This is a genomic window from Streptacidiphilus jiangxiensis, from assembly GCF_900109465.1.
GTDB lineage: Bacteria > Actinomycetota > Actinomycetes > Streptomycetales > Streptomycetaceae > Streptacidiphilus > Streptacidiphilus jiangxiensis.
The window spans coordinates 16,885-43,799 of sequence record NZ_FOAZ01000033.1; the positions used below are offsets into that span (position 1 = coordinate 16,885).

Genomic DNA, 26,915 nt, shown 5'->3' on the forward strand with positions numbered 1-26,915 from the left:
GCGGGAGCGAACTCAGTCCGCCAAAACCGGTTCGAGCGCTCCCGCGGGGACGTCCACCGCCAGGGGGACCGCTGCCAGCAGCGCCGGGGCCGGGACCGGGGACGTGGCCACGGTGAACCAGACCGTCTTGCCCGTGTCGGCCAGCTGCGCGCCCCACTCCTTGCACAGCGCCGCCACGATCGACAGCCCGCGTCCGCCCGAGTCCAGGGGTTCGGGGCTGCGGGCCTGCGGCAGGTCGGGGGAGTTGTCGCAGACCTCGACGGTCAGGGTGTCCGTGTCGGCGCGCAGGCGCAACGTGCACGGGGCGGTCGGGCCCACGTGCTGGTACACGTTGGCCAGCAGTTCGGTGATGCCCAGAAGTGTCTGGTCCGTGACGGCGGCGAGATGCCAGTGCCGCAGGTGCGCCTGCACGATTCTGCGGACCACCGCGAACCTGCTCGGTTCGGCGGTGAGGCGCAGTTCGTAGCGCCGGTCCATGTCCTCCATCGCGCTTCCGACTCCTTCCGTCCCTTCCGCGAGCGGCGGTCGGTCGACTTCGAAGAGTGAGCAATGAGAAGCATTCCGTGATACGACCAGCGTTTCCCGGTTCGCCCGGGAGCGCAACTTCTGACATCCTGCCCCGAATGTGAGCCCAGGGTAAGCATTCGGACGCAGCGGGTCGCGGATCATGCGGCGGACTTCGGGATCATCCAAGCATTTGTTGTGATGTAGGCCACGTTACGATGCGAAGCAGGACGACTCGCACGACGAAAAACGACGAAAGCAGCACGCCGTGAAGACCCTGGACGTGGACCGCACTGACGCCGACTACCGCACCTGGCTGAAGGAGGCGGTCCGGAAGGTCAAGGCGGACGCCAACCGCTCGGCCGACACGCACCTGCTGCGTTTCCCGCTCCCGGAGGAGTGGGGAGTCGACCTGTACCTCAAGGACGAGTCCACCCACCCGACAGGCTCGCTCAAGCACCGCCTGGCCCGCTCGCTGTTCCTGCACGCCCTGTGCAACGGCTGGATCCGGCCGGGCCGGCCGGTCGTGGAGGCGTCCAGCGGGTCGACGGCCGTCTCCGAGGCGTACTTCTCCGCGCTGATCGGGGTGCCGTTCATCGCGGTGATGCCGCGCAGCACCAGCGCCGAGAAGATCGCGCTGATCGAGGCCCAGGGTGGCAGTTGTCACCTGGTCGACGACACCCGCACGATCTACGAGGTCTCCACCAGACTCGCGGCCGAGTCCGGCGGGCACTACATGGACCAGTTCACCTACGCCGAGCGGGCCACCGACTGGCGCGGCAACAACAACATCGCCGAGTCGATCTACCACCAGATGGCCCAGGAGCGCTTCCCCGAGCCGACCTGGATCGTGGCGACCGCCGGCACCGGCGGCACCTCGGCGACGCTCGCCCGCTACGTGCACTACATCGGCGCCGACACCCGCGTCTGCGTCGCCGACCCGGAGAACTCCGCCTTCTTCGACGGCTGGGTCAGCGGCGACTGCAGCGTCACCTGCGACTGCGGCTCCCGCATCGAGGGCATCGGCCGCCCCCGTGTCGAGCCGAGCTTCGTGCCGGGCGCGATCGACCGGATGATGAAGGTCCCGGACGCGGCGACCGTCGCCGCCGTGCGGATGCTCGAGCGTGCGATGGGCCGCAAGCCCGGCGGCTCCACCGGCACGGGCCTGTGGAGCGCACTGCGCATCGTCGCCGAGATGAAGGCCGCCGGGCAGCGCGGCAGCGTCGTCACGCTGATCTGCGACCCGGGCGACCGTTACCTCGACAAGTACTACTCCGACGCCTGGCTCGCCGAGCAGGGTCTGGACATCGCCCCCTATCTCGGCGTCCTGGACAAGGTCCTGGAGACGGGCGAGTGGACCGGCGAGTGAGCTGACAGGGCCTAACCCTGGAAGTCCGGGGTGCGCTGCGGGGAGGCCTCGGCGAGGGCCTTGGTCACGGCGTCGACGCCGGCGCGGAGCCCGTAGACGGGGGTGCCCGGCTGCTGGCGCCAGGACTCGTCGAGGGTGCCCGCGTCGACGGTGTCGAAGCCGATCTGGTCGATCACCGTGCGGACCAGCTTCTTCGCCGCCTCGTCGTCGCCCGCGACGGGCAGCGCCTGGCGGTCGGGGGCACCGGCGGGGAGCGGGCGCTCCAGCAGGTCGGCGGCGAAGGTGCCGTTGAAGGCCTTCACCACGGTGTGGCCGAGCTGCTGGGCCACCCAGGCGCTCTCGGTCAGGCCGCCGTCCTCGATCCCGTCGATCCGGCCGTCGCGCTGCTGCGGGTAGTAGTTGTTGGTGTCGATCACCACGAAGCCGGGCGCGGCGGCGGCCAGGAGGTCCTTCGGCAGGTCCGGGAGGTTCTTCAGCGGGATCGTCACGATCACCAGCTCCGCGCCGCGTGCCGCGTCGGCGACGGTGACGGGCGTGGCGCCGGTCTCCCGGGCGAGCTCCGAGAGTGTCTCGGGGCCGCGGGAGTTGGCCACCGAGACCTGGTGGCCCACGGCGGTCAGCCGCCGGGTCAGGTTGCCGCCGATGTTGCCCGCGCCGATGATGCCGATCTTCATGGAACAGCCTTCCGGGTCGATCGTGTGGTGCACGCGACGGCGGTCGCGTGTCTGCCACAACCGGGTCGCCGGGCCGTGCATTCCGTGCACGGAGGGTGAATTCACACGGAGCGTCGGTACACCTGGCGCGAACCGTCCTCGGGGCCGTTCTCGGCGGCCTCGCCGGGCGTGAAGCCCAGCCGCTCGTAGAAGACGCGCGCGCCGCTGGTCACCGCGCCCGGATGGTCCGCGCCGAAGGTGACCACCTCGATGCCACCCGGCGCCCGTCCGAACCTTCGCACCGCCTCGTCGACCAGCGCCCGCCCGACGCCCGTGCCGCGGGCCTCCGCGCTGACGACCAGCCAGTGCAGGTGGTGGACAGGACCCTTGGCGCCGAAGAGCAGTCCGCCGAGGAGAGGACCGACGGAGTCGGAGGCTGTCGCGACGAGGGCGGTTGCGCGGCGGATGTGCTTCTCCAGGGCCGCGCGGAAACCTACCCCGCCTGCTGGGCGCGGGCCTCGAGGCGGCGCATCGCGCGCCGGATGGAGCGCATCACCATGGGGCGGACGGCCTGCAGCGGCAGTTCGAGCGCCGCGTGGCCCTCGATCGCCATGGTGAACCGCAGCGTGGTGCCCTCGCCCTGGCCGGGGGTGAGCAGCCACTCCTCCATCCAGGCGTGCGCGCCGGGGACGTTGGTCTCCTCGATGCGGTAGACGAAGCGCTCGGGCTCGTCCCAGACCAGCACGCTCTCCACGAAGCGCACCCCACCGCGCAGCGACACCGCGCGGCCCGCCCCCACGCCGTAGGGCCCAGGACCGGTGTAGGCGGCCCGGGAGACCTCGTGCCACCACTGCGGCCACGTCGACGCGTCCTGCGTCAGCTCGCGGAAGAGCGCCTCGCGGGACGCGCCGAGGCGCTGGGTGACGACGATTCGCAGCGGAGCCGACTGGAGGAAATCCGTCGTCACCGGGGAGAGACGTACGCCCACCGGGCACCTCTCTTTCACTGGGTCAGGCTGGCACTGGTCAGGCTGGGGGCAGCATAGATGACGCCCCGTCACATGTTGAAGGCGGTCTGCGTCACACCGGCTCAGCCGGCGATGACGACCTCGCGGACCTGTTCCGCGACCGCGCTGCGGATCTCCACCGGCAGGCCCGCGTCGGTCACCAGGGTGTCGATCTCGGCCAGCGAGGCGAAGGTCGACAGGCCGATCGTGCCCCACTTGGTGTGGTCCGCGACCGCCACGACCCGACGGGCCGCCGCGACGAAGCTGCGGTTGGTCTCCGCCTCGGCCAGGTTCGGTGTGGACAGTCCGGCCTCCAGCGAGATGCCGTGGCAGCCGAGGAAGAGCAGGTCGAAGTGGAGCGAACGGATCGCCCGGTCCGCGATCGGGCCGACCAGGGCGTCGGAGGGCGTGCGGACACCGCCGGTCAGCACGACGGTGGCGGGCTGGGCCGCCGCGGTGCCCTGGCGGGCCGCGTGCTCGAACACGTCGGCCACCCGCACCGAGTTGGTCACCACGGTCAGCGCCTCGATGCGGACCAGGTGGTGGGCGAGGGCGTAGGTGGTGGTGCCGCCGGAGAGGGCCACCGCGCTGCCGGGGGCGACCAGCCGGGCGGCGGCCGCGGCGATCTCCTCCTTGGCACTGGGCTCCAGCGCCGACTTGGCCTCGAAGCCGGGCTCGTGGGTGCTGGCCTCCAGCACCGGCACCGCGCCGCCGTGGACCTTCTCCAGCATCCCCTGCCGGGCCAGCGCGTCCAGATCCCGACGGATCGTCATGTCGGACACGTTGAGCTTGCGGGTCAGCTCGTTGACGCGGACGCCGCCCCGGCGCCGCACCTCGTCCAGGATCAGGGCTCGTCGCTGCTCCGCCAGCAGACCGCTGTTCTCGGCCACCCGGCCCCCGTCCTCTCCGCTCGCGACGGCGCGAGCCGTCCGTGTTCGCGCCATCCTGTCATGACCGCGGGATCCGTGGCGCGAAAGTGCTGTACGGATGCGCGGGAAGCGGCAGCATATCGGCAGGACCTTCGCGGGGCGGACGGATGGACGAGGGCGGGCGGGGATGGACGGAGCAGTGAGCAGCGCGGCAGCGGTGGAGACCGGGGGGGACGCCGTGCTCCCGGCACAGCGCGCACCGGGCGAGGCGGGCACGGCAGGCACGGCCCCACTGCGGCTGGAACTGCTCGTCCACGGCGTGGGCGGGACGACGCCGGAGGCGATGCTGGAGAGCCCGCACCTGAAGCAGATCACCGGCGACTCCATGTCCGGCACCTACCGCCGCTGGCCCGACCAGGACGCCGAGCAGCGGCCGCAGGACTACGCGGGAGACGCGGTGCTGGAGGCCTACTCCTGGGCCAAGCTCACCTCGGGCGCTGCCAGCCGGGCGCTGTGGCTCCTGCTGCTGCCGTTCATGTTCGCCAACCTGGTGCACTGGATGCGCCCGCCCGGCGCCGCCGGCGCCCGGGCCGGCAACCTCCGCCTCTACCGCGCCTACTCGGCCCTGGCCCGCCTGCTGGCCGTCTCCCTCACGGTGCTGCTGACCGCCGCCGCGTGCGAGATCGCGATGGACCTGGCGGCCTGGCAGTGCGCCGCGGACTCCGCCTGCGTCGCACACCACTCGTGGGCGGTGTTCGCACTCGGCGGCCACGGCGGCTGGTGGGGGCAGCCGGGTCGTCGCCTGGCCGTCGCCGCACTGCTGCCGCTGGCCCTGCTGGCCGGGCTCGGCCGCCTGGCCCGGATGACCTGGAGCAGCTACGAGCGGGTCCGCCCGATGTCGGCGCCGCGCACCGGCGACGCGCCCATCGAGATGGAGCGGGACGGCTTCTGGTACGGCGTCACCTCGGTAGGCCGGCTCCGGCCGCTGCACCTGGCCGCCGGACTGCTCACCGTCGCCTGGACGGTGCTCGTGCCGGTCATCGCCCACGACCGGCAGGCCGATCCGCAGCGCTCCTGGCCGGGCATCGCGCTGCTGGTGCTGCTCGTCGTCCTCGGTGCGCTGCTGCTGGCGGGCCTCGGCACCGGCGCGGACGTGCTGCCGCCCCGGGTGGTGCTGGCCGTCGCTGGCGCCCTGACGGTGTTCGTCCTGGCCGACGCGGCCTGGAACCGGCCCGAGTGGTTGGCCACGGGCACCCTGCCGGGCGAGGAGCGCGGCTTCGCCGCCCTCGTCGCGGGACAGCTGGTGCTGGTCGCGGCGCTGACGGGCGTCGCGCTGACGCTCGCGCGGCGCGGGCGCGGTGACGCGGCGACGGCCGTGGACCGGAAGCTGACCATCCCGAGCCCCGACCCCGACGCCCCGGATCCGCAGGACACCGGGTTCGGCGGATCGAGCGCCACCGCCCTGCGCGGCCTCGCCGGGCCCGCCACCGCTCTGCTCGCCCTCGGCCTCGGCGCCCTGTTCACCTCCGGCGCCGCCCTGTTCACCGCACAGCGCCTGGCCGGCGGCGGTGCCGTCCCGCAGGCCGTGCCACTGCTGGTGTGGCACGCGAGCGGCACGACGCTGCTGCTCCCGGTGCTGCTGACGGTCGTCGTCCGGCTGGCGGTCCCGCTGGTCCGCGGCCGGCGCTCCCTGCGCGGTCCGGTGCTGGCCGCCTACGGCGAGCCGGCCGACACCGACTCGCCGCGCACCGGCCAGATCACCACCGCGCTGTCCGGCGCCGGTCTGACCGACGCCGGCGCGGGCGTGATCGGGGGCCTCGCCGTGGTCGCGGCGGCGCAACTGCTCGTCGCCCTGCTCGGCGCGCTGGTCAGTGGCGAGTCGCTGGCGGCCGCCACGGCCGACCAGGGCATGGTCGGCTCGCGCCTGGGGGAGCTGCTGCAGAACCTCGGCGGCTGGCTGACCACGGCCATCGTGCTGGGCCTGGTCACCCTCGGGCGCAGCGCCTACAGCTCGGCCGCGCGCCGGCGGACCGTGGGCGTGCTGTGGGACATCGGCACCTTCTGGCCGCGCGCCGCCCACCCGCTCGCCCCGCCCTGCTACGCGGAGCGCGCCGTCCCGGACATCGAGGCCCGCATCCGTGCCTGGCTCGGCACCGACCCGACGCGTCGGTTGGTCCTGTCCGCCCACTCCCAGGGCACGGTCCTGGCCGCGGCGGCGCTGTGGCAGCTGGACCCGGTGACGCGCGGCCGTGTGGCCCTGTTGACCTACGGCTCCCCGTTGCGTCGCCTGTACGGTCGTTACTTCCCCGCCTACATGGGCCCCGACGAGCTGATGCGCCTGCAGCGCGACATGCCCCGTTGGGACAACCTCTTCCGCCTCACCGACCCGATCGGCGGCCCGGTCCGCATCCCCGCGATGGCGGGTTCCCCCGCCGTGGACCAGCCCGCCCTGCCGGACCCCCTGGCCTTCGGCCGCACCGACCAGTACCCGATCCTGGTCCCCGTCAACGGCCACTTCGACTACCGCCTCGACCCCCGGTTCCTCGTGGCCCGCGACGACCTGCTGAGCGCGATCGCGGAGCAGCAGGCTCCGTAGGGCACCCCCGGAACGGAGCGTTCCGGTCGTGGTCCTACGATCGCGGCGTGACGACCACGACCTACCGCTTTCCCGCGCGCCAGCGCTGGGCCTGCCTGCTCTGGGGGCTCGTCGTGGCGGCGCTGCCGACCACGATCGCCGTGGTCACCCTCGCCCGAGGACGCGGCGGTGACGGGATCACGGCGGCGTGGCTCGGGGTCGTCGCGCTGCTGATCGGCCTGTTCTACCTCAGCCTGGCCTTCGGCCGGACCGTCGTCTCCGAGAGCGGCATCGGCTCCTGGCGACCGCTGCGCCGTCAGGCCTGGACCTGGGACGAGATCGCCTCGGTCCGTGTGCAGAACACCTCCGGTGGCCGTGGCCTCCCGGTGGACCGGGTGGTCCTGCGCACGGTTCGCGGCCGGGAGCACAGCCTGGCCGTGCCCTACTCGACGCCGGGCATCTCCGACGCGGGGTTCGACCGCACCGCCGACGAGATGATCGCGGCCTGGCGCGCACGCTCCCCGCACGCGGCGCTGCCCGTCACGAAGAGCGGTCCGCCGTCCCGCGCCGCCGCCCGGGCCGTCGTGGCCTTCTTCGTCCTGTGCGGCCTGGCGGCGTGGACGGCGTGCGCCGTCATCGAGGTGCGTGCGTGGAACCTGCACGCGCACGGCGTCCGGACCACGGCCACGGTCCAGCTGGTCGAGGAGCGCAAGAACGACGACGACGCCTGGGTCTCGTTCACGGACCGCGGCGGCGTCGTGCAGGCCGAGGACGTCGGCCTCCCGCACGGCACGTCGACGGGCGAGACGGTCACCGTCGTCTACGCCCCCGGCAACCCGGGAGACATTCGCAGTCTCGCGTCGCTGGAGCGCTCCCTCTGGGCGGCCCCGCTCGTGCTGATCCCGTTCGGTGCGGCCTTCGTCGGTCTCGGCGTCTTCGCACGGCGCAAGAGCCGAACCTAGGGCAGGTCCTCCGGCAGCAGCAGCTGGAGCTGCTCCGTGGTCGCGTCCGGGAGGTGGGCGATGCGGACCGCGTGGCGTTCGATCATCGTCTCGAAGACCTGGCGGGCCGTGCGGCCGTTGCCGAAGGCCGGGCCCTTGGGCAGGGCGGCGAAGTGGGCCAGCAGCGCCTCGGCGGTCGGTTCCGCTATGGCGTACTCGTGCTCCTCCGCCTGCGACTGCGCGATCTCCAGCAACTCCTCGGCCGTGTAGTCCGGGAAGGTGATCGTGCGTGAGAAGCGGGAGGCGACGCCGGGGTTCGCGGAGAGGAAGCGCTCCATCTCGCCGGTGTAGCCGGCGACGATCACGACCACCTCGTCGCGGTGGTCCTCCATCAGCTTCACCAGGGTGTCGATCGCCTCGCGGCCGAAGTCGCGGCCGGCGTCCTCGGGGGCCAGTGCGTAGGCCTCGTCGATGAACAGCACGCCGCCGCGGGAGCGGTCGAACGCCTCGGCCGTGCGCAGCGCGGTCGAGCCGATGTGCTCGCCGACCAGGTCCATCCGGGAGACCTCCACCAGGTGGCCGCGCTGCAGCACGCCGAGCGAGGCGAGGATCTCGCCGTAGAGGCGGGCCACCGTCGTCTTGCCGGTGCCGGGGGAGCCGGTGAAGACCAGATGGCGGCGGAGCGAGGGGGCCTTCAGCCCCGCCTGGCGTCGGCGCCGGCCGACCGAGATCAGGTCGATCAGCGTGCGGACCTCCTGCTTGACCGTGCCGAGCCCGACCAGGGCGTCGAGGTCGGCCAGCGCCTCATCCGCCGGACGGCAGTCCGGGATCGGCGCGATCTGCGGCAGACCGGACGCCAGCGGCTGCGCCGGGACGAGCGCGCGGGCGCGCACCAGCGCCGTGCCGGGCACGGCCGAGGCGAGCGGCGGTTCGTCCACGGCGACGGCGGTCGACAGCGGGGCGAGGGCGGGTGCGGGCTTGGCGTCGTCGGAGGTGCAGCCCTCCACCACCGGCCCCGGCTCGGAGAACTCGAAGCCGCCGCGGGCGTTCTGCTCGGCGCGGCAGCGCGTCAGCACCGTCGGGCAGCCGTCGATGACGTGGAAGCCGAAGCCCTTGCCGTGCGTGGCCCGGCACTCCTCGAAGGTGCCGCGTCCGCCGGCGGAGACGTAGACGCCGGCCTCCCCGTTGCCGCGCAGCACGCAGCCGCGCAGCACCGGATCGGCGCCGCGGGTGACGATGACGCCGGTGGCGGTGTCGGCGATCTCGCAGTCCGTCAGCAGGCCGCCGCTGCCGTGGTCGCGGAACCAGACGCCCGTCGTCGCGTCCTGCGCGGTCACCCGGTCCAACCGCACCGAGCCGCCGGAGCTGACCGAGACGGCCGTGCCGCGCACCTGCGTGAACGAGCAGCCCGACGCCTCGGCGGTCGAGCCGCGGTCGAGCACGAACAGACCGTCCGGCACGTCCTGGACCCTGCAGTCCGTCAGCTGCGCCGTGGCGCCGGAGATGACCCAGACCGCCGGGTAGTCGCCGGTCGAGTCGACCAGCTCGCAGCCGACCGCCTCGACGGCGGTGTCCGTGTCCCAGACCGACAGGCCGTTGCGGCCGAAGGAGCGCAGCCGGGTGTCGGTGAGCGTGAGCCGGGCGCGCCCGCGCAGGTCGGCGGCGTTCTCCGGGATGTCGTGCAGGCGGCAGCGGTCCAGCCGCAGGGTGGCCGCGCCGTCCAGGGTCAGGCCGTTGTCGGTGACGCGGGAGACGGCGCAGTCGGTCAGCACGCCGTCGGCGTGGTCGTCGACCTGGACGCCGTTGCCGTCGACCTCGGTGAACTCGCAGCCCTCCGCCTCGATCCGGCTGCCGTCGCCGGTCAGCACCAGCCCCGCACCCGAGCTGCGCCGCACCCGGCAGCGGACCAGCCGGAGCGTCCCGCCGGCGCGGACCACCACGCCGGACTGGGCGGTCCCGTCGATGTCGCAGTCCTCGACCAGCGCCTGCGCGGCCTCCGAGACGCGCAGGCCGAGCCCGCCGAGGTTCTCCACCTTGGTGGCTCGCACGGTCGGCCGGGCCTCGCCGCGCATCTCCACGCCGACGGAGGAGCGGGTGGTGACCCGGCACTCCGTCAGTTCCGGTGCACCGGCGGCGATCAGCACGGCGGGAGCGGAGACGTCCTGGCCCTCCAGCACCAGGCCGTGCACGGCGGCCGAGGCCAGGACGATCAGCGCGCTGCCGGCGGGCGGCTCGATCCGCACCGTGCCGGGGCCCTCGGCGCTGCGCAGCGTCAGCGCCTTGTCCAGCACCACCGTCTCCCGGTAGACGCCCGCGCCCAGAGCGACGGTGTCCCCCGGCTCCGCTGCCGCCAACGCCTCGGCGACGGTGGCGTACTCGCCGGAACGCCGACGCCAGCGCGAGGCGCCGTCCAGGGTCACCCGCACCACGCCTGCTCCCATGACGATCCGGTGCCCCCAGCTCTCTCGTTCACTTGCGTCCGCCCAAGGTACTGCGTCCGGCACGCCGCCCGACCCACTTCCTCCGACAGGTGACAACGAGCGCGACGACGATCGGTAGCCGTCCGCCCGGATGACGTGTGGCGATCGATCCTGGTCAGTCGGGTCGCGGGAGCGGACCGGCCGCCAGCACGGTCAGCTCGTCGCCCACCCGCACGGTGCCGTACGGGGCGAGCGGTACGAGGTGGACGCCGAACGCGGCCTCCTTGCCGAAGCGGCGGCGCTTGCGCAGGGTGCGCAGCGGCTGCTGGCCGGTGAAGACCCCGGCCTCCTGGTCCACGGTGGTCATCACGCACCGGCCGCACTGCTGCACGACCTCGAACTCCACCTCGCCGACGCGGATCCGGCGCCAGCCGGTCTCCGCCCACGGGGTGGGCCCGTCGACGACGAGGTTCGGCCGGAACCGTTCCATCGGCACGGGGCCCTGGGCGGCGGCGACCTCGGGGTGGTCGGCGGCGACGAGCGCGTTGAGGGCGTCGAGGGAGGCGGTGGTGGTGAGCAGGAAGGGGTACTGGTCGGCGAGGCTCGTGGTCGCCGGGCGCGGGCGCCGGTGCGGGTCGTCGAGATGGACCAGCCGCAGGTCGGCGTCGAGCAGCTTGCGGAACCAGGCGGTGACGGCGGGGTCGTCGACGGCGGGCGCGGTGAAGGGGTCACCGAAGATCGACACAGCGGCGGGAGCGGTGGCGTCCGACGCGGGCACACGCAGCGGAGCGGCGTCGGCGTGCGTCACGACGAGCGCGCCGTCGGCGTCGATCTCCGCCTGGAACAGGGCCAGCCGAGGGTCCTGGCGCTGGGTCAGCACCTCGCCGTCCGCCTGCACCAGCATCCACCGCCGGTCCCCGGCGAGCCCCCAGGGCTCGACGGTCCCGCTCTCCAGCGCCTGCGCGTGGAACGACTTGACCGGGTGTATTCGCAGCGAGGTGAGCCGAGGTGCCATGCCTCCATGGTGCACCACCAAGGAGGCGCAGCCCCCAGAGGCGCGAGGAACCGAGCGACGAGCCACCCGGTGAGGTGGAGCCCCGAACGTGCAGGGCCATCCGCAGGTCGGTGGCTGTTCGCGCAGTTCCCCGCGCCCCTGGGTGGTGCGACCGGGAGTGAGGTGCCTCAGTAACCCCGCTGCTGCGGGTACTGCGGCTGGCTGTAGCCGTACTGCTGCGGCGGGGCCGGGCGCAGGGGGGCGACCGGGGCCACAGGGGCGCTGTACTGGGAGGGTGCGCCGCCGTAGCCGGGCTGCTGGGGGATGTACGGCTGCGGCGCAGGGTACTGCGCCGGAACCGGCTGCGGCTGGGCGTAGCTGGGGCTGCTCGGTCCGGGGCCCAGGGCCAGGCGCGGCGCCGGCATCGCGGGCAGGTTGCTGCCCGTCCCGTAGGACGAGCCGTAGCCCGTGCCGTACTGGGAGCCGTACGACGATCCGTAGGCCGACGAGCCAAAGCTGTCGTAGCCGGCCGGCGGCAGGGCCGCAGGCACGTTGATCGGCGCGATCTGGGGGACGCCCCGCTCAGCCACGAGGCTGTCGTAGATGGGGGTGTCCGAGGCAAAGGACGGAGCGTAGTAACCGACTCCGTCGTAGGAGCGGGAGGTCATGACGCATACGGTAAGCCCACAACGTGCCTGCTGAGGAGAGTGTCACCACAGGGAGTTGCGGGGTTTGCCGAGCTTTTGGACGAAGCGACGACGCGAATGTGTGAAAAACGGTCAGATCGGCAGGGGTAGCCGGTCGAAAGCGGTCGCTTTGTTGATGCAATGTTTACCGGAGCGACGAATTCCGCCCTCCCGAGTCGCTGACCTCGGGAGGGCGGAAGAGAGTTTTCGGTCGTCCGTGCGACGGGTCAGTCACCCGTCTTGGGTGGCTGGTTGTCCCGCCGGCGCAGGTAGCGCTCGAACTCGCGCGCGATCGCCTCGCCCGAGGCCTCCGGCAGGTCGACCGTGTCCTTGGCCTCCTCCAGCTGCTGCACGTACTCGGCCACCTCGCTGTCCTCGGCCGCCAGCTGGTCCACGCCCAGCTGCCACGCCCGCGCGTCCTCCGGCAGGTCGCCGAGCGGGACGCGGATGTCCAGCAGGTCCTCCAGCTTGTTCAGCAGCGCCAGCGTCGCCTTCGGGTTCGGCGGCTGGGCCACGTAGTGGGGGACCGCGGCCCAGAACGTGGCGACCGGGATGCCCGCCTGCGCGCAGGCCTCCTGCAGCACACCGACGATGCCCGTCGGGCCCTCGTAGCGGCTCTCCTCCAGCTCCAGCGAGCGGGCCACGTCCGGGTCGGAGGTGACGCCGCTGACCGGCACCGGCCGGGTGTGCGGGGTGTCCCCGAGCAGCGCGCCCAGGATCACGACCATCTCCACGCCCAGCTCGTGCGCGAGATGCAGCAGCTCCTGACAGAAGCTGCGCCAGCGCATGCTCGGCTCGATGCCGCGGACCAGCACCAGGTCCCGGGTCTTCGGCTCGGTCACCCGGATGACGGAAAGGCGGGTCGTCGGCCAGGTGATCCGGCGGACCCCGCCGTCCATCCAGACGGTGGGGCGGTTCACCTGGAAGTCGTAGTAGTCCTCCGCGTCCAGTTCCGCGAAGACCTTGCCACCCCAGGTGTCGTCCATATGAGCGACGGCGGTGGAGGCGGCGTCCCCCGCGTCGTTCCAGCCCTCGAACGCGGCCACCATGACCGGGTCGATGAGCTCGGGCACGTCCTCAAGCTCGACCACCCCGGTGCCTCCCTCCACACTTGCCAGGCTCCGACTCAGCTGAGCCGTCCCACGGACTGTAAGTGCCCAGCGTACGGGCAACCATTCCTTTTCCGGGTGGGCTTGCCAGGGCGCGGGCGTCCCACCTGGCGGAATCAGAACGAACCCTCGGTGCGGGCTGGAATACGCTGGGTCTCGTGCGTCGGCGACCGAGTCGACGCAAAGCCGACAGCCGTCGCACACAGGGAGCCCACCATGGCCGTTATCGTCCCTACCGCTGCCCAGGAGCGTGCCGACGCGCTCCGCGAGGCGCTCGCCACCCGCGTCGTCGTGGCGGACGGGGCCATGGGGACCATGCTGCAGGCCCAGAACCCCACCCTGGACGACTTCCAGGGCCACGAGGGCTGCAACGAGGTCCTGAACGTCTCCAGGCCCGACATCGTGCGCTCCGTCCACGAGGCGTACTTCGCCGTGGGCGTCGACTGCGTCGAGACCAACACCTTCGGCTCCAACCTCTCCGCCTTCGCCGAGTACGACATCGCCGACCGGATCGTCGAGCTCGCCGAGGCCGGCGCCCGGCTGGCCCGCGAGGTCGCGGACGAGTTCACCGCCGAGGACGGTCGCCAGCGCTGGGTGCTCGGCTCGATCGGCCCCGGCACCAAGCTCCCCACCCTCGGCCACATCGGCTTCGAGGCGCTGCGCGAGGGCTTCCGCCAGAACGCCGCCGGCCTGATCGCGGGCGGCGCCGACGCGCTGCTGATCGAGACCAGCCAGGACCCGCTGCAGGCCAAGGCCGCCGTCCTCGGGTCCAAGGCCGCGCTGGCCGAGGCGGGCCTGTCGCTCCCGGTCCTCGTCCACGTGACGGTGGAGACGACCGGCACCATGCTCGTCGGGACCGAGATCGGCGCCGCGCTGACCGCGCTGGAGCCGCTCGACGTCGACTACATCGGCATGAACTGCGCCACCGGCCCCGCCGAGATGAGCGAGCACCTGCGCTACCTGGCCCGTCACGCCAAGGTGGGCCTGTCCTGCATGCCGAACGCCGGCCTGCCGGTGCTCACCTCCGACGGCGCGCACTACCCGTTGTCGCCGAAGGAGCTCGCCGACGCGCACGACGTGTTCACCCGCGAGTACGGGCTGAGCCTGGTCGGCGGTTGCTGCGGCACCACCCCCGAGCACCTGCGGCAGGTCGTCGAGCGGGTGCAGGGCCGTCCCGTCACGCCGCGCACTCCCGTGCACGAGGCCGCCGCCTCCTCGCTCTACCAGTCCGTGCCGTTCCGCCAGGACACCTCCTACCTGGCCATCGGTGAGCGGACCAACGCCAACGGCTCCAAGAAGTTCCGCGAGTCCATGATCGCCGGGGACTGGCAGGCCTGCGTCGACATCGCCCGCGAGCAGATCCGCGAAGGCGCGCACCTGCTCGACCTCTGCGTCGACTACGTCGGCCGTGACGGCGTCGCCGACATGCGCGAGCTGGCCGGACGCCTGGCCACCGCCTCGACCCTGCCGATCGTGCTGGACTCCACCGAGCCGCAGGTCATCGAGGCCGGCCTGGAGCTGCTGGGTGGCCGCGCGGTGCTGAACTCGGTGAACTTCGAGGACGGCGACGAGCCGGGCAGCCGCTTCGACCGGATCGCCTCGCTGGCCCGCGAGCACGGCGCCGGCCTGATCGCGCTGACCATCGACGAGGAGGGCCAGGCCCGCACCGCCGCCAAGAAGGTCGAGATCGCCGAGCGGCTGATCGAGCAGCTGGGCCGCGACTACGGCATCCCCGAGGACTCGATCCTGGTCGACTGCCTCGCCTTCACCCTCGGCACCGGCCAGGAGGAGTCCCGCCGCGACGGCGTCGAGACCATCGACGCGATCCGCGAGCTCAAGCGCCTGCACCCGGACGTGCAGACCACGCTGGGCCTGTCGAACATCTCCTTCGGCCTCTCGCCCGCCGCCCGCATGGTGCTGAACTCGGTCTTCCTGCACGAGTGCGTCGAGGCCGGGCTGGACTCCGCGATCGTGCACGCCGCGAAGATCCTGCCGATGGCGCGCATCCCGGAGGAGCAGCGCGAGGTCGCCCTCGACCTCGTCCACGACCGTCGCCGCGAGGGCTACGACCCGCTGCAGCGGTTCCTGGAGCTGTTCGAGGGTGTGTCCGCCGCCTCGGTGAGGGCGGGTAAGGCCGAGGAGCTGGCCGCGCTGCCGCTGGAGGAGCGGCTGCAGGCGCGCATCGTCGACGGCGAGCTGAACGGCCTGGAGGCGGACCTGGAAGAGGCGCTGACGGTCCGTCCGGCGCTGGAGATCGTCAACGAGGTGCTGCTGGAGGGGATGAAGACGGTCGGCGAGCTGTTCGGCTCCGGCCAGATGCAGTTGCCGTTCGTGCTCCAGTCGGCCGAGGTGATGAAGAAGGCCGTGGCGCACCTCGAACCGCACATGGAGAAGTCCGACGCCGAGGGCAAGGGCACGATCGTGCTGGCCACCGTCAAGGGCGACGTCCACGACATCGGCAAGAACCTCGTCGACATCATCCTGTCCAACAACGGCTACAACGTCGTCAACATCGGCATCAAGCAGCCGGTCGCGGCGATCCTGGACGCAGCCCAGGAGCACAACGCCGACGTGATCGGCATGTCCGGTCTGCTGGTGAAGTCCACGGTGATCATGAAGGAGAACCTGGAGGAGCTGAACCAGCGCGGTCTGTCCGCCCAGTTCCCGGTGATCCTCGGCGGCGCCGCGCTCACCCGGGCCTACGTCGAGCAGGACCTGCACGAGATCTACGAGGGCGAGGTCCGCTACGCCCGCGACGCCTTCGAGGGTCTGCGCCTGATGGACGCGCTCATCGCCGTCAAGCGCGGCGTGCCCGGCGCGGTGCTGCCGGAGCTGAAGCAGCGCCGCCACGCGAAGGTCGAGATCGCGGAGCCGGAGGACTCCACCGAGCGCTCCGACGTGGCCGCCGACAACGCGGTGCCGACCCCGCCGTTCTGGGGCGACCGGATCGTCAAGGGCATCCCGCTCGCCGACTACACCGCCTGGCTGGACGAGGACGCGCTGTTCAAGGGCCAGTGGGGCCTGAAGGCGGGCCGCGCAGGCGGGCCGAGCTTCGAGGAGCTCGTGGAGACCGAGGGCCGGCCGCGGCTGCGGATGTGGCTGGACCGCCTGCAGACCGAAGGGCTGCTGGAGGCCGCCGTGGTCTACGGCTACTTCCCCGCGGTCTCCCGCGGCAACAGCCTGGTCGTGCTGGGCGAGGACGGCCGGGAGCGCACCGCGTTCGAGTTCCCGCGCCAGCGTCGCGGGCGCCGGCTGTGCCTGGCGGACTTCTTCCGCCCGGAGGAGAGCGGTGAGAAGGACGTGGTGGCGCTGCAGGTGGTCACCATGGGCAGCAGGATCTCCGAGGCGGCCAACAAGCTCTTCGCGGCCAACTCCTACCGCGACTACATGGAGCTGCACGGCCTCTCCGTCCAGCTCGCGGAGGCGCTGGCCGAGTACTGGCACGCGCGGGTCCGCGCCGAGCTGGGCTTCTCCTCCGAGGACCCCCAGGACATGCGGGACATGTTCGCCCTGAAGTACCGGGGAGCGCGCTTCTCCCTCGGCTACGGCGCCTGCCCCGACCTGGAGGACCGCGCCAAGATCGCCGAGCTGCTGCGCCCGGAGCGGATCGGCGTCGAGCTCTCGGAGGAGTTCCAGCTCCACCCCGAGCAGTCCACCGACGCGATCGTCATCCACCACCCCGAGGCGAAGTACTTCAACGCGCGTTAATCATGTGAGGCGTAAGCTGTAGGACCCGATTCGGGCCGATCACCGGGGATGGTGGTCGGCCCGAGCCGTCTCCGAACGACCGAAGGACGCGCCCGCCCGTGACCATTCCCGCTACCCGCACGCTCGAGGCCGTCCTGATCGACATGGACGGCACGCTGGTCGACACCGAGGACTTCTGGTGGGAGGCCGAGAGCTCCCTGCTGGCCGAGCTCGGTCACCCGATCGGCGTCGAGGAGCGGGAGATCGTCGTCGGCGGGCCGATGAGCCGGGTGGTCGACCATCTGCTGACGGTCTCGGGCGCGCCGCTGACCCCGGCGGCGTTGGGCGACGCGATCAACGAGCGGTTCGTGGAGCTGATCGGGCAGGGCGTGCCGGTGCGGGCGGGCGCGAAGGCGCTGCTCGTGGACCTGGCCGCGCAGGGCGTCCCGACCGCCCTGGTCTCCGCCTCGCACCGGCGGATCATCGACCAGGTGCTGAAGACTCTCGGCGGCCACTTCTTCGCCTTCACGGTCGCGGGCGACGAGCTGGAGCGCACCAAGCCGCACCCGGACCCGTATCTGCTGGCCGCCGAGCGCCTCGGCGCCGATCCGTCACGCTGCGTGGTGATCGAGGACGCGCCCACCGGTGTCCGCTCCGGTCTGGCGGCGGGCTGCCACGTGCTCGCGGTGCCGTCCGTGGCCGCCATCGAGCCAGGTCCGCGGACCACGGTGCGCGCCACCCTCGAGGGTGTGGACACCGATCTGCTGCGTGGGCTCCTTACCCTGCAGCGCGACTGATCATGCACACAGAAAAGTAACTACCTGCTAACGTTAAATCGGACTTATTGGGGCACGATCCCTCAAATCTCCTGCCCGTGGCGCTCTTTGGGCCAACCCTGGGTGAGGATCGACTGCCTGATTCATGCGATCGTGTGGCAGGCTACCGACCACTCGACCTTTCGCGAGCCAGAGCGCACCCCTGACCGTGGTGTTGCGGCGTCGCGGCACGGCGGCGACACCCCTCAGCGCCGGCAAGGAGATTAGAACTGATGTCAGCTCTCAAGCGGGCTGCTGCGCTCAGCTGCATAGGCCTCATCGCCACCACCACTGCGTGCGGCTCCTCCAAGTCGGCCTCACCGGTCGGCGGCGCTCCGAGCGTGACCATCAAGGTCGGTTCGGCCAACGCCTTCACCACGCTCGACCCGGCGAACGCGTACGACCAGGGCTCCTGGGAGGTGTACTACAACATCTACCAGGGCCTGTTCACCTACGCGCCCGGCGGCAACACCCCGAGCCCCGACCTCGCGACGGGCAAGTGCGCCCTGAGCAGCGACCAGCTCACCGCCACCTGCGACATCCGCTCCGGCGTGAAGTTCTCCAACGGCGACCCGCTGGACGCCACCGCCGTCAAGTTCTCCCTCGACCGTGTGGCGCGGATCAAGTCGGGCACGGGCGTCAACGCCCTGTTCTCCACGATCAAGTCCGTGGACGTCGCGAGCCCGACCGAGGTCAAGATCCACCTGACCACGCCCGACGCCACCCTCGAGGACCGTCTCGCCTCGGGTGTCGCCTCGATCGTCGACCCCAAGGTGTTCTCCGGCACCAAGGCCGAGCCCAACAACTTCACCGACGTGGTCGGCTCCGGCCGCTACAAGGTCGACAGCGTGACCTTCGGCGACCTCGGCGGCACCAAGCAGCCCACCGAGATCAAGCTCTCGCTGAACCCGAACTACCAGGGTGCGGCCTCGGCCCCGCAGAACTCCGCCGTCGACATCAAGTACTACGCCGACCAGGCCGGCACCAAGGCGGCGCTGGACAGCAAGGACGTCGACGTCGTCATCCAGGACCTGAACGCGTCCGACATCGTCTCCATGCAGAACGACCAGCAGCTCGGCACCGGGCTGCAGGTCTTCCAGGGCCCCGGCGGCACCGTCCGACTGATGTCCTTCAACACCCTCAAGGGCGTCTTCAAGAACGTCAAGGTGCGCCAGGCCGTCGCCGAGCTGATCAACCGCGACACCATCGCCGAGAACGCCTACAAGCACACCGTCACCCCGGCGTACTCGATCATGCCGGCGGGTATCGCCAACGAGTCCGAGTCCTTCTCGGCGTACACCAGCCGCAAGGTGTCCGCGGCGACGGTGAAGTCGAACCTGGAGAAGGCCGGCATCCAGCTCCCGGTCAAGTTCACGCTCGACTACGGTCAGGGTGACGCGGCCAAGGCCGCCGAGGTCCAGATGATCCAGCAGCAGCTGGACCAGTCCGGCATCTTCGACGTCACCCTCAAGGGCTTCAAGGGCGGCTTCGGCGAGATGCAGAAGGCAGTCCTCGGCAACGGCAAGTTCGACGCCTTCATGGTCGCCTGGTCCGCCGACTACCTCGACGCGGACGACTACATCTCCCCGATGGTCGGTGGCCAGGGCCCCGGCCCGCTGTACAACAGCTGGCACAGCACCGCGGTGAACACCCTCATCGCCCAGGGCCTGAACTACCCGACCCGCACCGCGGCGTTCAACGTGTACAAGCAGGTCCAGGAGGACATCGCCAACGCCGTGCCGGTGCTGCCGATCTGGACCAACTCGCAGTACGCCGCCGCGCAGTCGAACGTCACCGGCGTGCCGCTGACGCTGGACAGCTCCGGCAACAACCGCTGGTGGATGATCGGCAAGAACTCGTAGTCGAGTGACAGCGGGAGAGCCGGGCGACAGTGGCTGTCGCCCGGCTCCTTCCGTTGCGTCGTGGAACGTCGTGCCTTGTCGTGCCGCGGAGGTCAGCTGCCGCCGGGGCGGACCAGGCCGCTCTCGTACGCGAAGACCGCCGCCTGTACGCGGTCGCGCAGGCCGAGCTTGGTCAGCACGTGGCCCACGTGCGTCTTCACCGTCGTCTCGCTGACGAACAGCTCGCCCGCCACCTCCGCGTTGGACAGGCCCTTCGCGACCAGCTTGAGCACCTCGACCTCACGGTCCGTCGGCGTGGCCAGCGACGGCGGCGGCGCCTCGTCGCCCGAGGGCAGCCGGCCGGCGTACATGTCCAGCAGGCGCCGGGTGACGCTCGGCGCGAGCATCGCCGCGCCCTCGGCGATCACCCGGATCGCCTGCACCAGCTCCTCGGCCGGGACGTCCTTGAGCAGAAAGCCGCTGGCCCCCGCGCGCAGCGCCTCCACCACGTACTCGTCCAGGTCGAAGGTGGTCAGCACCAGGACCTTGGCCGGGCCGTCCCGGCCGGGGCCGGCGATGCGGCGGGTGGCCTCCACCCCGTCCATCCGGGGCATCCGGATGTCCATCAGGACCACGTCCGGCTGGAGCGCCCGGACCTGGTCGAGCGCCTGCTGCCCGTCCCCGGCCTCGCCGACCACGGCGATGTCGGATTCGGCCTCCAGGATCATCCGGAAGCCGGTACGCAGCAGCGGCTGGTCGTCGACCAGCAGCACGCGGATCGTCACGGAACGCTCCATCATTCGTCGAGCTCGATCAGGTTCGAGGTGCTTGATCAGTCTTGATCAGTTGAGTCGGTCGAGTCAGTTGAGGGTGTCAGCCAAAGGGTACGCAGGCGGCGTGCCGCCCCACGCAGGGCACAGCGACTTGTGCGCGCACCAGTCGCAGAGCCGGTTCGGGTTGGCCGGCCACTCGCCCGTCTCCAGCGCCCGCTGGATCGCCTGCCACAGGGCCTGGAGCTTGCGCTCCGTGGCCAGCAGGTCGCCCTCGTCCGGGTCGTACGTGACGACCTGGCCGCCACCGCCCAGGTACATCAGCTGCAGGCGCTTGGGCAGCACGCCGCGCTCGCGCCAGATCACCAGCGCGTAGAACTTCATCTGGAACATGGCCTTGCCCTCGAAATCCCGCGAGGGCGCGCGGCCGGTCTTGTAGTCCACCACCCGGACCTCGCCGGTGGGCGCCACGTCGATCCGGTCGACGTAGCCGCGCAGCGTCAGGCCGGACTCCAGCTCCGTGGTGACCAGCAGCTCCCGCTCGGCGGGCTGCAGGCGGTTCGGGTCCTCGATGCGGAAGTAGGACGCGAGCAGCTGCTCCGCGCCCGCGAGCCAGGACGCCAGCTCCTCGGCGTCCGTGCCGCCGGCCTCGGCCGGGAACAGCTCCGCGACCTCCGGCCGCTCCTCCAGCAGCCGCTCCCACTGCGGACGCAGCAGCGCCTTGGCGGCGTCCGGCGTCCGCGACCCCTGCGGCGCGTCGAAGAGCCGCTCGAGGACCGAGTGGATCAGCGTGCCCCGGGTGGCGGCCGGGCTCGGCGGCTCGGGCAGCTTGTCGATCACCCGCAGCCGGTAGAGCAGCGGGCAGGTCATGAAATCCGACGCGCGCGAGGGGGAGAGCGAGACCGGGTGCTTGAACGCCTTCGGCTCGGCCTCCGGCTGCGCCTCCGGGTGCGCAGGGGTCTCCAGCGGCACGACCTCGTCCGCGGAGCGGGGCGCGGGTGGCGCGTGGGTCTGGGCCACTGGAGGCTGGGTCGTCGGCGGGTCGGCGGCTTGCATGGGTCCGACCCTACGGCCTGGCACCGACATCCCGCGGGCTGGCACCGACATCCCGCGGGTAAGAAGGGAAAGGACGGGCCTTCGGCCCGCCGCGTGCGTGGCCGTGTCACTGATCGCGTAGCGTGTGGCGGGCGGGCACGGCGTGGGGCAGGCCCGGCCAGGCGAAGGGGCGGACATTGAGCGAAGAGCACGGCGGAGCCGGCAGAACACCGCACCAGCCCGACGCCCCGGACACCACCGACCGGCCCGCGGGAGCGCTGCGCATGGGCCGTCCCTTCGGCGTCCCGGTGTACGTCACGCCGAGCTGGTTCCTCGTCGCCGCGCTGATCACCTGGCTCTTCGGCGGCCAGATCGACGTCGTGCTTCCGGGCCTGGGCGGTGCCCGGTACCTCGTCTCGCTCTTCTTCGCGCTCGCCTTCTACGGCTCGGTCCTGGTCCACGAGCTCGCGCACACGGTCCTCGCGCTCCGCTTCGAGCTGCCGGTGCTCCGCATCCAGCTCCAGTTCTTCGGCGGCGTGTCGGAGATCACCAAGGAGGCGCAGAGCGCGGGGCGCGAGTTCTGGCTCGCCTTCGCCGGACCGCTGCTCTCGCTGGTGCTCGGCGGGGTGTTCCTGCTCGCCATGCAGTTCGTCACCCCGGCCACGGTGCCCGGCGTGCTGCTGACCTCGCTGATGCTCAGCAACTTCGTCGTCGCCGCGTTCAACCTGCTGCCCGGCCTGCCGCTGGACGGCGGCCGGATGCTGCGGGCCGTGGTCTGGAAGGCCACGGGCCGACCGATGGCCGGCACCGTGGCCGCGGCCTGGGCCGGCCGGGTGCTCGCGGTGGCCGTGCTGATCCTGCTGCCCGCGTACTCCGCGGCCGCGGCCCCCGGCCTGGGCACCTTCTCCATGCTCACCGACGCCGTCCTCGGCGCGGTTCTCGCCGCGATCATCTGGAACGGCGCGGGCGGCAGCCTGCGGAACGCGCGGCTGCGGGAGCGCCTCCCGGAGCTGAGCGCGACCGCGCTGACCCGCCGCGCGGTCAGCGTCACCGGCGACACGCCCCTGGCGGAGGCACTGCGCCGGCTGGAGGAGGCGGAGGCCCTCGGCATCATCGTCACCGACTCCGCGGGCACCCCCGTCGCCCTCGTCCGCGAGCGCGCGGTCCGCGCGATCCCCGACCACCGCCGCCCCTGGATGCAGGTCGCGGAGGTCTCCGCACCCCTCGGCCCCGGCAGCAGGATCGCTTCTGCGCTGGCCGGCGAGGACCTCCTCGACGCGCTGCGCGCCGCCCCGGCGGCGGAGTACCTGGTCGAGGACCCGCAGGGCAACCCGCTGGGCGTCCTGGCGGCCGTGGACGTGGAGCGCGCCTTCGCCCGCGCGATGGCGGGGGAGGACCCGATCCCGGAGTCGGTTGCGACCTCCTGAGGGGCGCGGGGAGCACGGAGGGTGCAAATAGCCCTGTGATCAGACAGTAAAATGTCCCGCATGACTCAACCGACCGGCGCCGCCCGCCGACGCGGGCCCTTCCAGGTCGGGGACCAGGTCCAGCTCACCGATCCCAAGGGCCGCCACCACACCATCACGCTCGAAGCCGGGAAGATGTTCCACACCCACAAGGGTGCGTTCTCCCATGACGAGCTGATCGGGGCCCCCGAGGGGTCCGTCGTGCGCACCACCGGGAACACCCAGTACCTCGCGCTGCGTCCCCTGCTCCCCGACTACGTCCTCTCCATGCCGCGCGGCGCCGCGGTGGTCTACCCGAAGGACGCGGGGCAGATCGTCACCATGGCCGACATCTTCCCCGGCGCCCGCGTCGTGGAGGCGGGCGTCGGCTCGGGTGCCCTCAGCATGAGCCTGCTGCGTGCCGTCGGCGACAGCGGTCTGCTCTCCTCCTACGAGCGCCGCGAGGACTTCGCGGAGATCGCCCGCAACAACGTGGAGCGGTACTTCGGCGGTCCGCACCCGGCGTGGAAGCTGACGCTCGGCGACCTGCAGGACAACCTGGTCGAGACCGACGTCGACCGCGTCGTCCTCGACATGCTCGCGCCGTGGGAGTGCCTGGACGCCGTCGCCAAGGCGCTCGTGCCGGGCGGTGTGCTCATCTGCTACGTGGCCACCACCACGCAGATGTCCAAGACCGTCGAGGCCCTGCGCGACCACGGCAGCTACACCGAGCCGCAGGCCTGGGAGTCCATGGTGCGCAACTGGCACCTGGAGGGCCTGGCCGTGCGCCCGGACCACCGGATGATCGGGCACACCGGCTTCCTGCTCACCTCCCGTCGTCTCGCGGACGGCGTCGAGCCGCCGCTGCGCCGCCGCCGCCCGTCCAAGGGCGCCTACGGCGAGTCGATCGTGCCGGAGAAGACCAAGGGGGGTCGCTTCCTGCGGCTGGCCGAGTCCCGCTCGGACGCCTCCGGCGAGGACTACGTCGAGGACTTCGACCGCGAGGGCGACGAGGGCTGACGACGGGGCCGACGGACGAGGGCTGACGCCTTCACACCACCACCACGGGGAAGCGACGGAACGGTCGCTTCCCCGTGGTTCTTTCGCTCTTCGCACTGTGGGACGATGCTGCCCACAAATCGCGCGTGCAAAGCGGGAAATGGGGTGTGCCCTGGTGGTCCAGGTGGTGGCGGGGTCGGGCGACGCGGACGTGACGAGTGAGGCTCCGGAGGCGACGACCGCGACGCGGCTCCCGGCCCACGCGCGCAGCAAACCCCTGCACTGGATCGCCACCGCGGCCGGCGTGGGAGCCGTCGTCGGCCTGGTGCTGGCCGTCGGACCCGCCGGCGCCGTGCAGACGGGCGCGGAGCCGACCGCCGGCCCGCTGGCCCGGAGCGCCGCGCCGGACGCGGCCAAGGCCAAGCTGCCGATCGACTGCGGCCCGCTGCCGGTCCACATCGACCAGCAGTTCTCGGCCGCGCTGCCGGGCGCCGGCACCCCGGTCACCGTCGTCGCCGCCCGCTGCGACGCCGGCGCCGGCTCCCCGCCGGACGGGCTCTACGCGCTGGAGGCGGGCCGCACCGCCCCGATCCAGCTGCTGGACCCGGCCAAGCGCTTCACCGTGCGCACCATGGCGATGCGCGGCGACGGCTCGATCCACGCGACCGTCATCGGCTACTCCTCGACCAGCGTCCCGGACTGCTGCCCGGACCTGACCGAGACGCTGGACTGGTCGCTCGGCGCCGACGGCGCCTGGGCCGCCCCGGTGGTCACGGGCAACGCCGCGCAGGTCTGACCCCGTCCGGCCTGACCCGGAGACAGCTCACCCCCCGTCATGTGATCTTCGTCACCGACGGGGGGTGTTTGCCTCTCCGCGGGATTACTCCGCGTCAGGTCCGTGGACCTCGACCGCGTCCCGCACCCGGCGCACGTGGATGCAGTCGCCAGGGCAGTCCTTGGCCGAATCCACCACGTCCTGAAGCAGCGTCAAGGGGACCGGCACACAGGCGCCCGGCTCGGTCCGCAGCTCCTCGTCCTCGCCCTTCACGTAGGCGAGGCCGTCGATGTCGAGCTCGAACACCTCGGGGGCGTACTGGACGCAGATGCCGTCCCCGGTGCACAGGTCCTGGTCGATCCAGACTTCCAGGGCCTCGTCGACCGCTGTCTCGGTGCTGGTGGACATCCGTGCCGCCCGTTCCGCTTCTCGATGGTGCCTGACCTCGTCAGCCTACCCCCGCCCGCTTTCGACCAATGCAGAGGTGGGTATGTGCCTTACCAGAGGGGACGTGCGCAAGGGTGAAGATCGGACACACCCCTTCGGACTTTCGATCAAGGGGTTTCAACACTCCCAGGCGCAGGTAGGGTCTGGAAGCGTCAGCTCCCCCCGGAGGAGGTGAGGACCGTGGCAGCCCACGATGACGACTACGCCCGAGGCGGCAGGCCCGCACGGGGTTCTGAAGATGCACAGGCACAGATCTCGATGCTCGAGCAGGAGATCGCAGTCCTGCGCCGTAAGATCGCCGAGCCCACGCGGCACACGAGGATCCTGGAAGAGCGGATCGTCGAGCTGCAGACCAACCTGAACGGGGTCACCGCCCAGAACGAGCGGCTCGCCTCTACCCTGCGCGAGGCGCGGGACCAGATCGTGGCCCTGAAGGAGGAGGTCGACCGGCTGGCCCAGCCGCCCGCCGGCTTCGGCACCTTCCTCAGCGCCAACGAGGACGGCACCGCGGACATCTTCACCGGCGGCAGAAAGCTCCGGGTGAACGTCAGCCCGAGCGTGCCGCTCGAGGAGATGCGCCGTGGTCAGGAGGTCATGCTCAACGAGGCGCTGAACATCGTCCTGGCGCTCGAGTTCGAGAGCATCGGTGACATCGTCACCCTCAAGGAGGTGCTGGAGGACGGCGAGCGTGCGCTCGTCACCGGCCACACCGACGAGGAGAAGGTGGTCCGGCTCGCCGAGCCGCTGCGCGACATCGTGCTGCGGCCCGGTGACGCGCTGCTCATGGAGCCGCGCTCCGGCTACGTCTACGAGGTCGTGCCGAAGAGCGAGGTCGAGGAGCTGGTCCTGGAGGAGGTCCCGGACACGGACTACTCCAAGATCGGTGGCCTGGGCCAGCAGATCGAGCAGATCCGCGACGCGGTCGAGCTGCCGTACCTGCACGCGGACCTGTTCCGCGAGTTCGAGCTGCGGCCGCCCAAGGGCGTCCTGCTCTACGGCCCGCCCGGCTGCGGCAAGACGATGATCGCCAAGGCGGTCGCGAACTCGCTGGCCAAGAAGGTCGCCGAGGTCACCGGACAGCCCCAGGGGAAGAGCTACTTCCTCAACATCAAGGGCCCGGAGCTGCTCAACAAGTACGTCGGCGAGACCGAGCGGCAGATCCGCCTGGTCTTCCAGCGGGCCAGGGAGAAGGCGAGCGAGGGCACGCCCGTCATCGTCTTCTTCGACGAGATGGAGTCGCTCTTCCGCACCCGCGGCTCGGGTGTCAGCTCGGACGTGGAGAACACCATCGTCCCGCAGCTGCTGGCCGAGATCGACGGCGTGGAGGGCCTGGAGAACGTCATCGTCATCGGCGCCTCCAACCGCGAGGACATGATCGACCCGGCGATCCTGCGGCCCGGCCGCCTGGACGTCAAGATCAAGATCGAGCGGCCGGACGCCGAGGGCGCGAAGGACATCTTCTCCAAGTACCTCAAGGCCTCGCTGCCGCTGCACCCGGACGACGTCAAGGAACACGGCGACTCGGTCGACGCGGCCGTCGGCGCCATGATCCAGGCGGTCGTGGAGCGGATGTACACCGAGTCCGAGGAGAACCGCTTCCTGGAGGTCACCTACGCCAACGGTGACAAGGAGGTCCTGTACTTCAAGGACTTCAACTCCGGCGCCATGATCCAGAACATCGTGGACCGGTCCAAGAAGATGGCCATCAAGGACTTCCTCGACCACGGCCAGCGCGGTCTGCGCGTCTCCCACCTGCTCGCCGCCTGTGTGGACGAGTTCAAGGAGAACGAGGACCTGCCCAACACCACCAACCCGGACGACTGGGCCCGCATCTCCGGCAAGAAGGGCGAGCGGATCGTCTTCATCCGCACGCTCGTCACCGGCAAGCAGGGCGCCGAGTCCGGCCGCTCCATCGACACCGTGGCCAACACGGGTCAGTACCTGTAACACCGCACGCACCACCCGAGCACCACCA

General features: G+C 71.5%; 20 protein-coding genes and 2 pseudogenes. 10 read left to right on the forward strand and 12 right to left on the reverse strand.

Features of this window, described 5'->3' with window-relative positions; translation table 11 throughout:
* Nucleotides 1-12 precede the first annotated feature (12 nt).
* Entirely contained in the window at nt 13-486 is a 474-nt protein-coding gene (locus BMY61_RS38665) for an ATP-binding protein (protein WP_063773276.1), read from the reverse strand.
* 286 nt (nt 487-772) lie between these two features.
* On the opposite strand from BMY61_RS38665, the gene BMY61_RS38670 reads away from it, so the two are divergent.
* Nucleotides 773-1,873 carry a PLP-dependent cysteine synthase family protein gene (locus BMY61_RS38670; RefSeq protein WP_042450015.1) on the forward strand — a complete coding sequence of 367 codons (1,101 nt, stop codon included), beginning with the start codon at nt 773-775 and terminating at the stop codon, nt 1,871-1,873.
* Nucleotides 1,874-1,884: 11 nt separating this feature from the next.
* Here BMY61_RS38670 and BMY61_RS38675 read toward each other — a convergent pair whose 3' ends face one another.
* The 4 genes and pseudogenes from BMY61_RS38675 to BMY61_RS38690 all read right to left on the reverse strand — a co-directional run bounded on the left by BMY61_RS38675 (nt 1,885) and on the right by BMY61_RS38690 (nt 4,422).
* Nucleotides 1,885-2,547 (reverse strand): NADPH-dependent F420 reductase, encoded by a 663-nt coding sequence (locus tag BMY61_RS38675; RefSeq protein ID WP_042450014.1) that lies wholly within the window; start codon nt 2,545-2,547, stop codon nt 1,885-1,887.
* 101 nt (nt 2,548-2,648) lie between these two features.
* A pseudogene (locus tag BMY61_RS38680) lies at nt 2,649-3,020 on the reverse strand (GNAT family N-acetyltransferase); the annotation flags it as partial.
* Nucleotides 3,020-3,514 carry an SRPBCC family protein gene (locus BMY61_RS47245; protein WP_042450013.1) on the reverse strand — a complete coding sequence of 165 codons (495 nt, stop codon included), beginning with the start codon at nt 3,512-3,514 and terminating at the stop codon, nt 3,020-3,022. The gene BMY61_RS47245 and the pseudogene BMY61_RS38680, both read right to left, overlap by 1 nt.
* Nucleotides 3,515-3,615: 101 nt before the next feature.
* On the reverse strand, nt 3,616-4,422 hold the full coding sequence (locus BMY61_RS38690; RefSeq protein ID WP_042450012.1) for a DeoR/GlpR family DNA-binding transcription regulator: 807 nt from the start codon (nt 4,420-4,422) through the stop codon (nt 3,616-3,618).
* Nucleotides 4,423-4,588: 166 nt separating this feature from the next.
* Here BMY61_RS38690 and BMY61_RS38695 point away from each other — a divergent pair, with 166 nt between their 5' ends.
* Nucleotides 4,589-6,997, forward strand: a complete 2,409-nt coding sequence (locus BMY61_RS38695) for a hypothetical protein (protein WP_082015130.1) — start codon at nt 4,589-4,591, stop codon at nt 6,995-6,997.
* Between the two features lie 47 nt (nt 6,998-7,044).
* Nucleotides 7,045-7,938 carry a DUF3592 domain-containing protein gene (locus tag BMY61_RS38700; protein ID WP_042450011.1) on the forward strand — a complete coding sequence of 298 codons (894 nt, stop codon included), beginning with the start codon at nt 7,045-7,047 and terminating at the stop codon, nt 7,936-7,938.
* Here the strand turns inward: BMY61_RS38700 and BMY61_RS38705 are convergent.
* The 4 genes and pseudogenes from BMY61_RS38705 to BMY61_RS38720 form a co-directional block, all read right to left on the reverse strand.
* Entirely contained in the window at nt 7,935-10,358 is a 2,424-nt protein-coding gene (locus BMY61_RS38705) for a right-handed parallel beta-helix repeat-containing protein (protein WP_042450010.1), read from the reverse strand. The genes BMY61_RS38700 and BMY61_RS38705 overlap by 4 nt on opposite strands.
* Nucleotides 10,359-10,512: 154 nt before the next feature.
* Entirely contained in the window at nt 10,513-11,352 is an 840-nt protein-coding gene (locus BMY61_RS38710; RefSeq protein WP_042450009.1) for an MOSC domain-containing protein, read from the reverse strand.
* Between the two features lie 167 nt (nt 11,353-11,519).
* Entirely contained in the window at nt 11,520-11,999 is a 480-nt protein-coding gene (locus BMY61_RS38715; RefSeq protein ID WP_042450008.1) for a DUF6643 family protein, read from the reverse strand.
* Nucleotides 12,000-12,259: 260 nt separating this feature from the next.
* Nucleotides 12,260-13,108 (reverse strand): annotated as a pseudogene (locus BMY61_RS38720) (PAC2 family protein); the annotation flags it as partial.
* A gap of 234 nt (nt 13,109-13,342) precedes the next feature.
* On the opposite strand from BMY61_RS38720, the gene metH reads away from it, so the two are divergent.
* The 3 genes from metH (at nt 13,343) to BMY61_RS38735 (ending at nt 19,490) form a co-directional block, all read left to right on the forward strand.
* Nucleotides 13,343-16,834 (forward strand): methionine synthase, encoded by a 3,492-nt coding sequence (gene metH / locus BMY61_RS38725; protein ID WP_042450006.1) that lies wholly within the window; start codon nt 13,343-13,345, stop codon nt 16,832-16,834.
* Nucleotides 16,835-16,932: 98 nt separating this feature from the next.
* On the forward strand, nt 16,933-17,610 hold the full coding sequence (locus BMY61_RS38730; protein WP_342342553.1) for an HAD family hydrolase: 678 nt from the start codon (nt 16,933-16,935) through the stop codon (nt 17,608-17,610).
* 251 nt (nt 17,611-17,861) lie between these two features.
* The gene (locus tag BMY61_RS38735; RefSeq protein ID WP_042450005.1) at nt 17,862-19,490 is read left to right on the forward strand and encodes an ABC transporter substrate-binding protein; all 1,629 of its coding nucleotides are present in this window, start codon (nt 17,862-17,864) and stop codon (nt 19,488-19,490) included.
* A 92-nt stretch (nt 19,491-19,582) separates the two neighbouring features.
* On the opposite strand, the gene BMY61_RS38740 is transcribed toward BMY61_RS38735, so the two are convergent.
* Both BMY61_RS38740 and BMY61_RS38745 read right to left on the reverse strand, forming a co-directional pair.
* Nucleotides 19,583-20,254, reverse strand: coding sequence for a response regulator (locus tag BMY61_RS38740; RefSeq protein WP_042450100.1), 672 nt, complete (start codon nt 20,252-20,254; stop codon nt 19,583-19,585).
* Between the two features lie 75 nt (nt 20,255-20,329).
* Nucleotides 20,330-21,295: a RecB family exonuclease gene (locus BMY61_RS38745; RefSeq protein ID WP_082015129.1), complete on the reverse strand. Its 966-nt coding sequence runs from the start codon at nt 21,293-21,295 to the stop codon at nt 20,330-20,332.
* 176 nt (nt 21,296-21,471) lie between these two features.
* Here BMY61_RS38745 and BMY61_RS38750 point away from each other — a divergent pair, with 176 nt between their 5' ends.
* From BMY61_RS38750 to BMY61_RS38760, 3 genes are all read left to right on the forward strand, one after another.
* Nucleotides 21,472-22,701, forward strand: a complete 1,230-nt coding sequence (locus BMY61_RS38750) for a site-2 protease family protein (protein ID WP_236656077.1) — start codon at nt 21,472-21,474, stop codon at nt 22,699-22,701.
* A gap of 60 nt (nt 22,702-22,761) precedes the next feature.
* Nucleotides 22,762-23,739 (forward strand): tRNA (adenine-N1)-methyltransferase, encoded by a 978-nt coding sequence (locus BMY61_RS38755; protein WP_143094737.1) that lies wholly within the window; start codon nt 22,762-22,764, stop codon nt 23,737-23,739.
* Between the two features lie 154 nt (nt 23,740-23,893).
* Nucleotides 23,894-24,514 carry a hypothetical protein gene (locus tag BMY61_RS38760; protein ID WP_052438847.1) on the forward strand — a complete coding sequence of 207 codons (621 nt, stop codon included), beginning with the start codon at nt 23,894-23,896 and terminating at the stop codon, nt 24,512-24,514.
* A gap of 84 nt (nt 24,515-24,598) precedes the next feature.
* Here BMY61_RS38760 and BMY61_RS38765 read toward each other — a convergent pair whose 3' ends face one another.
* Nucleotides 24,599-24,901 carry a ferredoxin gene (locus BMY61_RS38765; protein ID WP_042450003.1) on the reverse strand — a complete coding sequence of 101 codons (303 nt, stop codon included), beginning with the start codon at nt 24,899-24,901 and terminating at the stop codon, nt 24,599-24,601.
* 219 nt (nt 24,902-25,120) lie between these two features.
* Between BMY61_RS38765 and arc the strand changes: the two genes are divergently transcribed.
* Nucleotides 25,121-26,887 (forward strand): proteasome ATPase, encoded by a 1,767-nt coding sequence (gene arc / locus BMY61_RS38770; RefSeq protein ID WP_042450002.1) that lies wholly within the window; start codon nt 25,121-25,123, stop codon nt 26,885-26,887.
* Nucleotides 26,888-26,915: the final 28 nt, after the last annotated feature.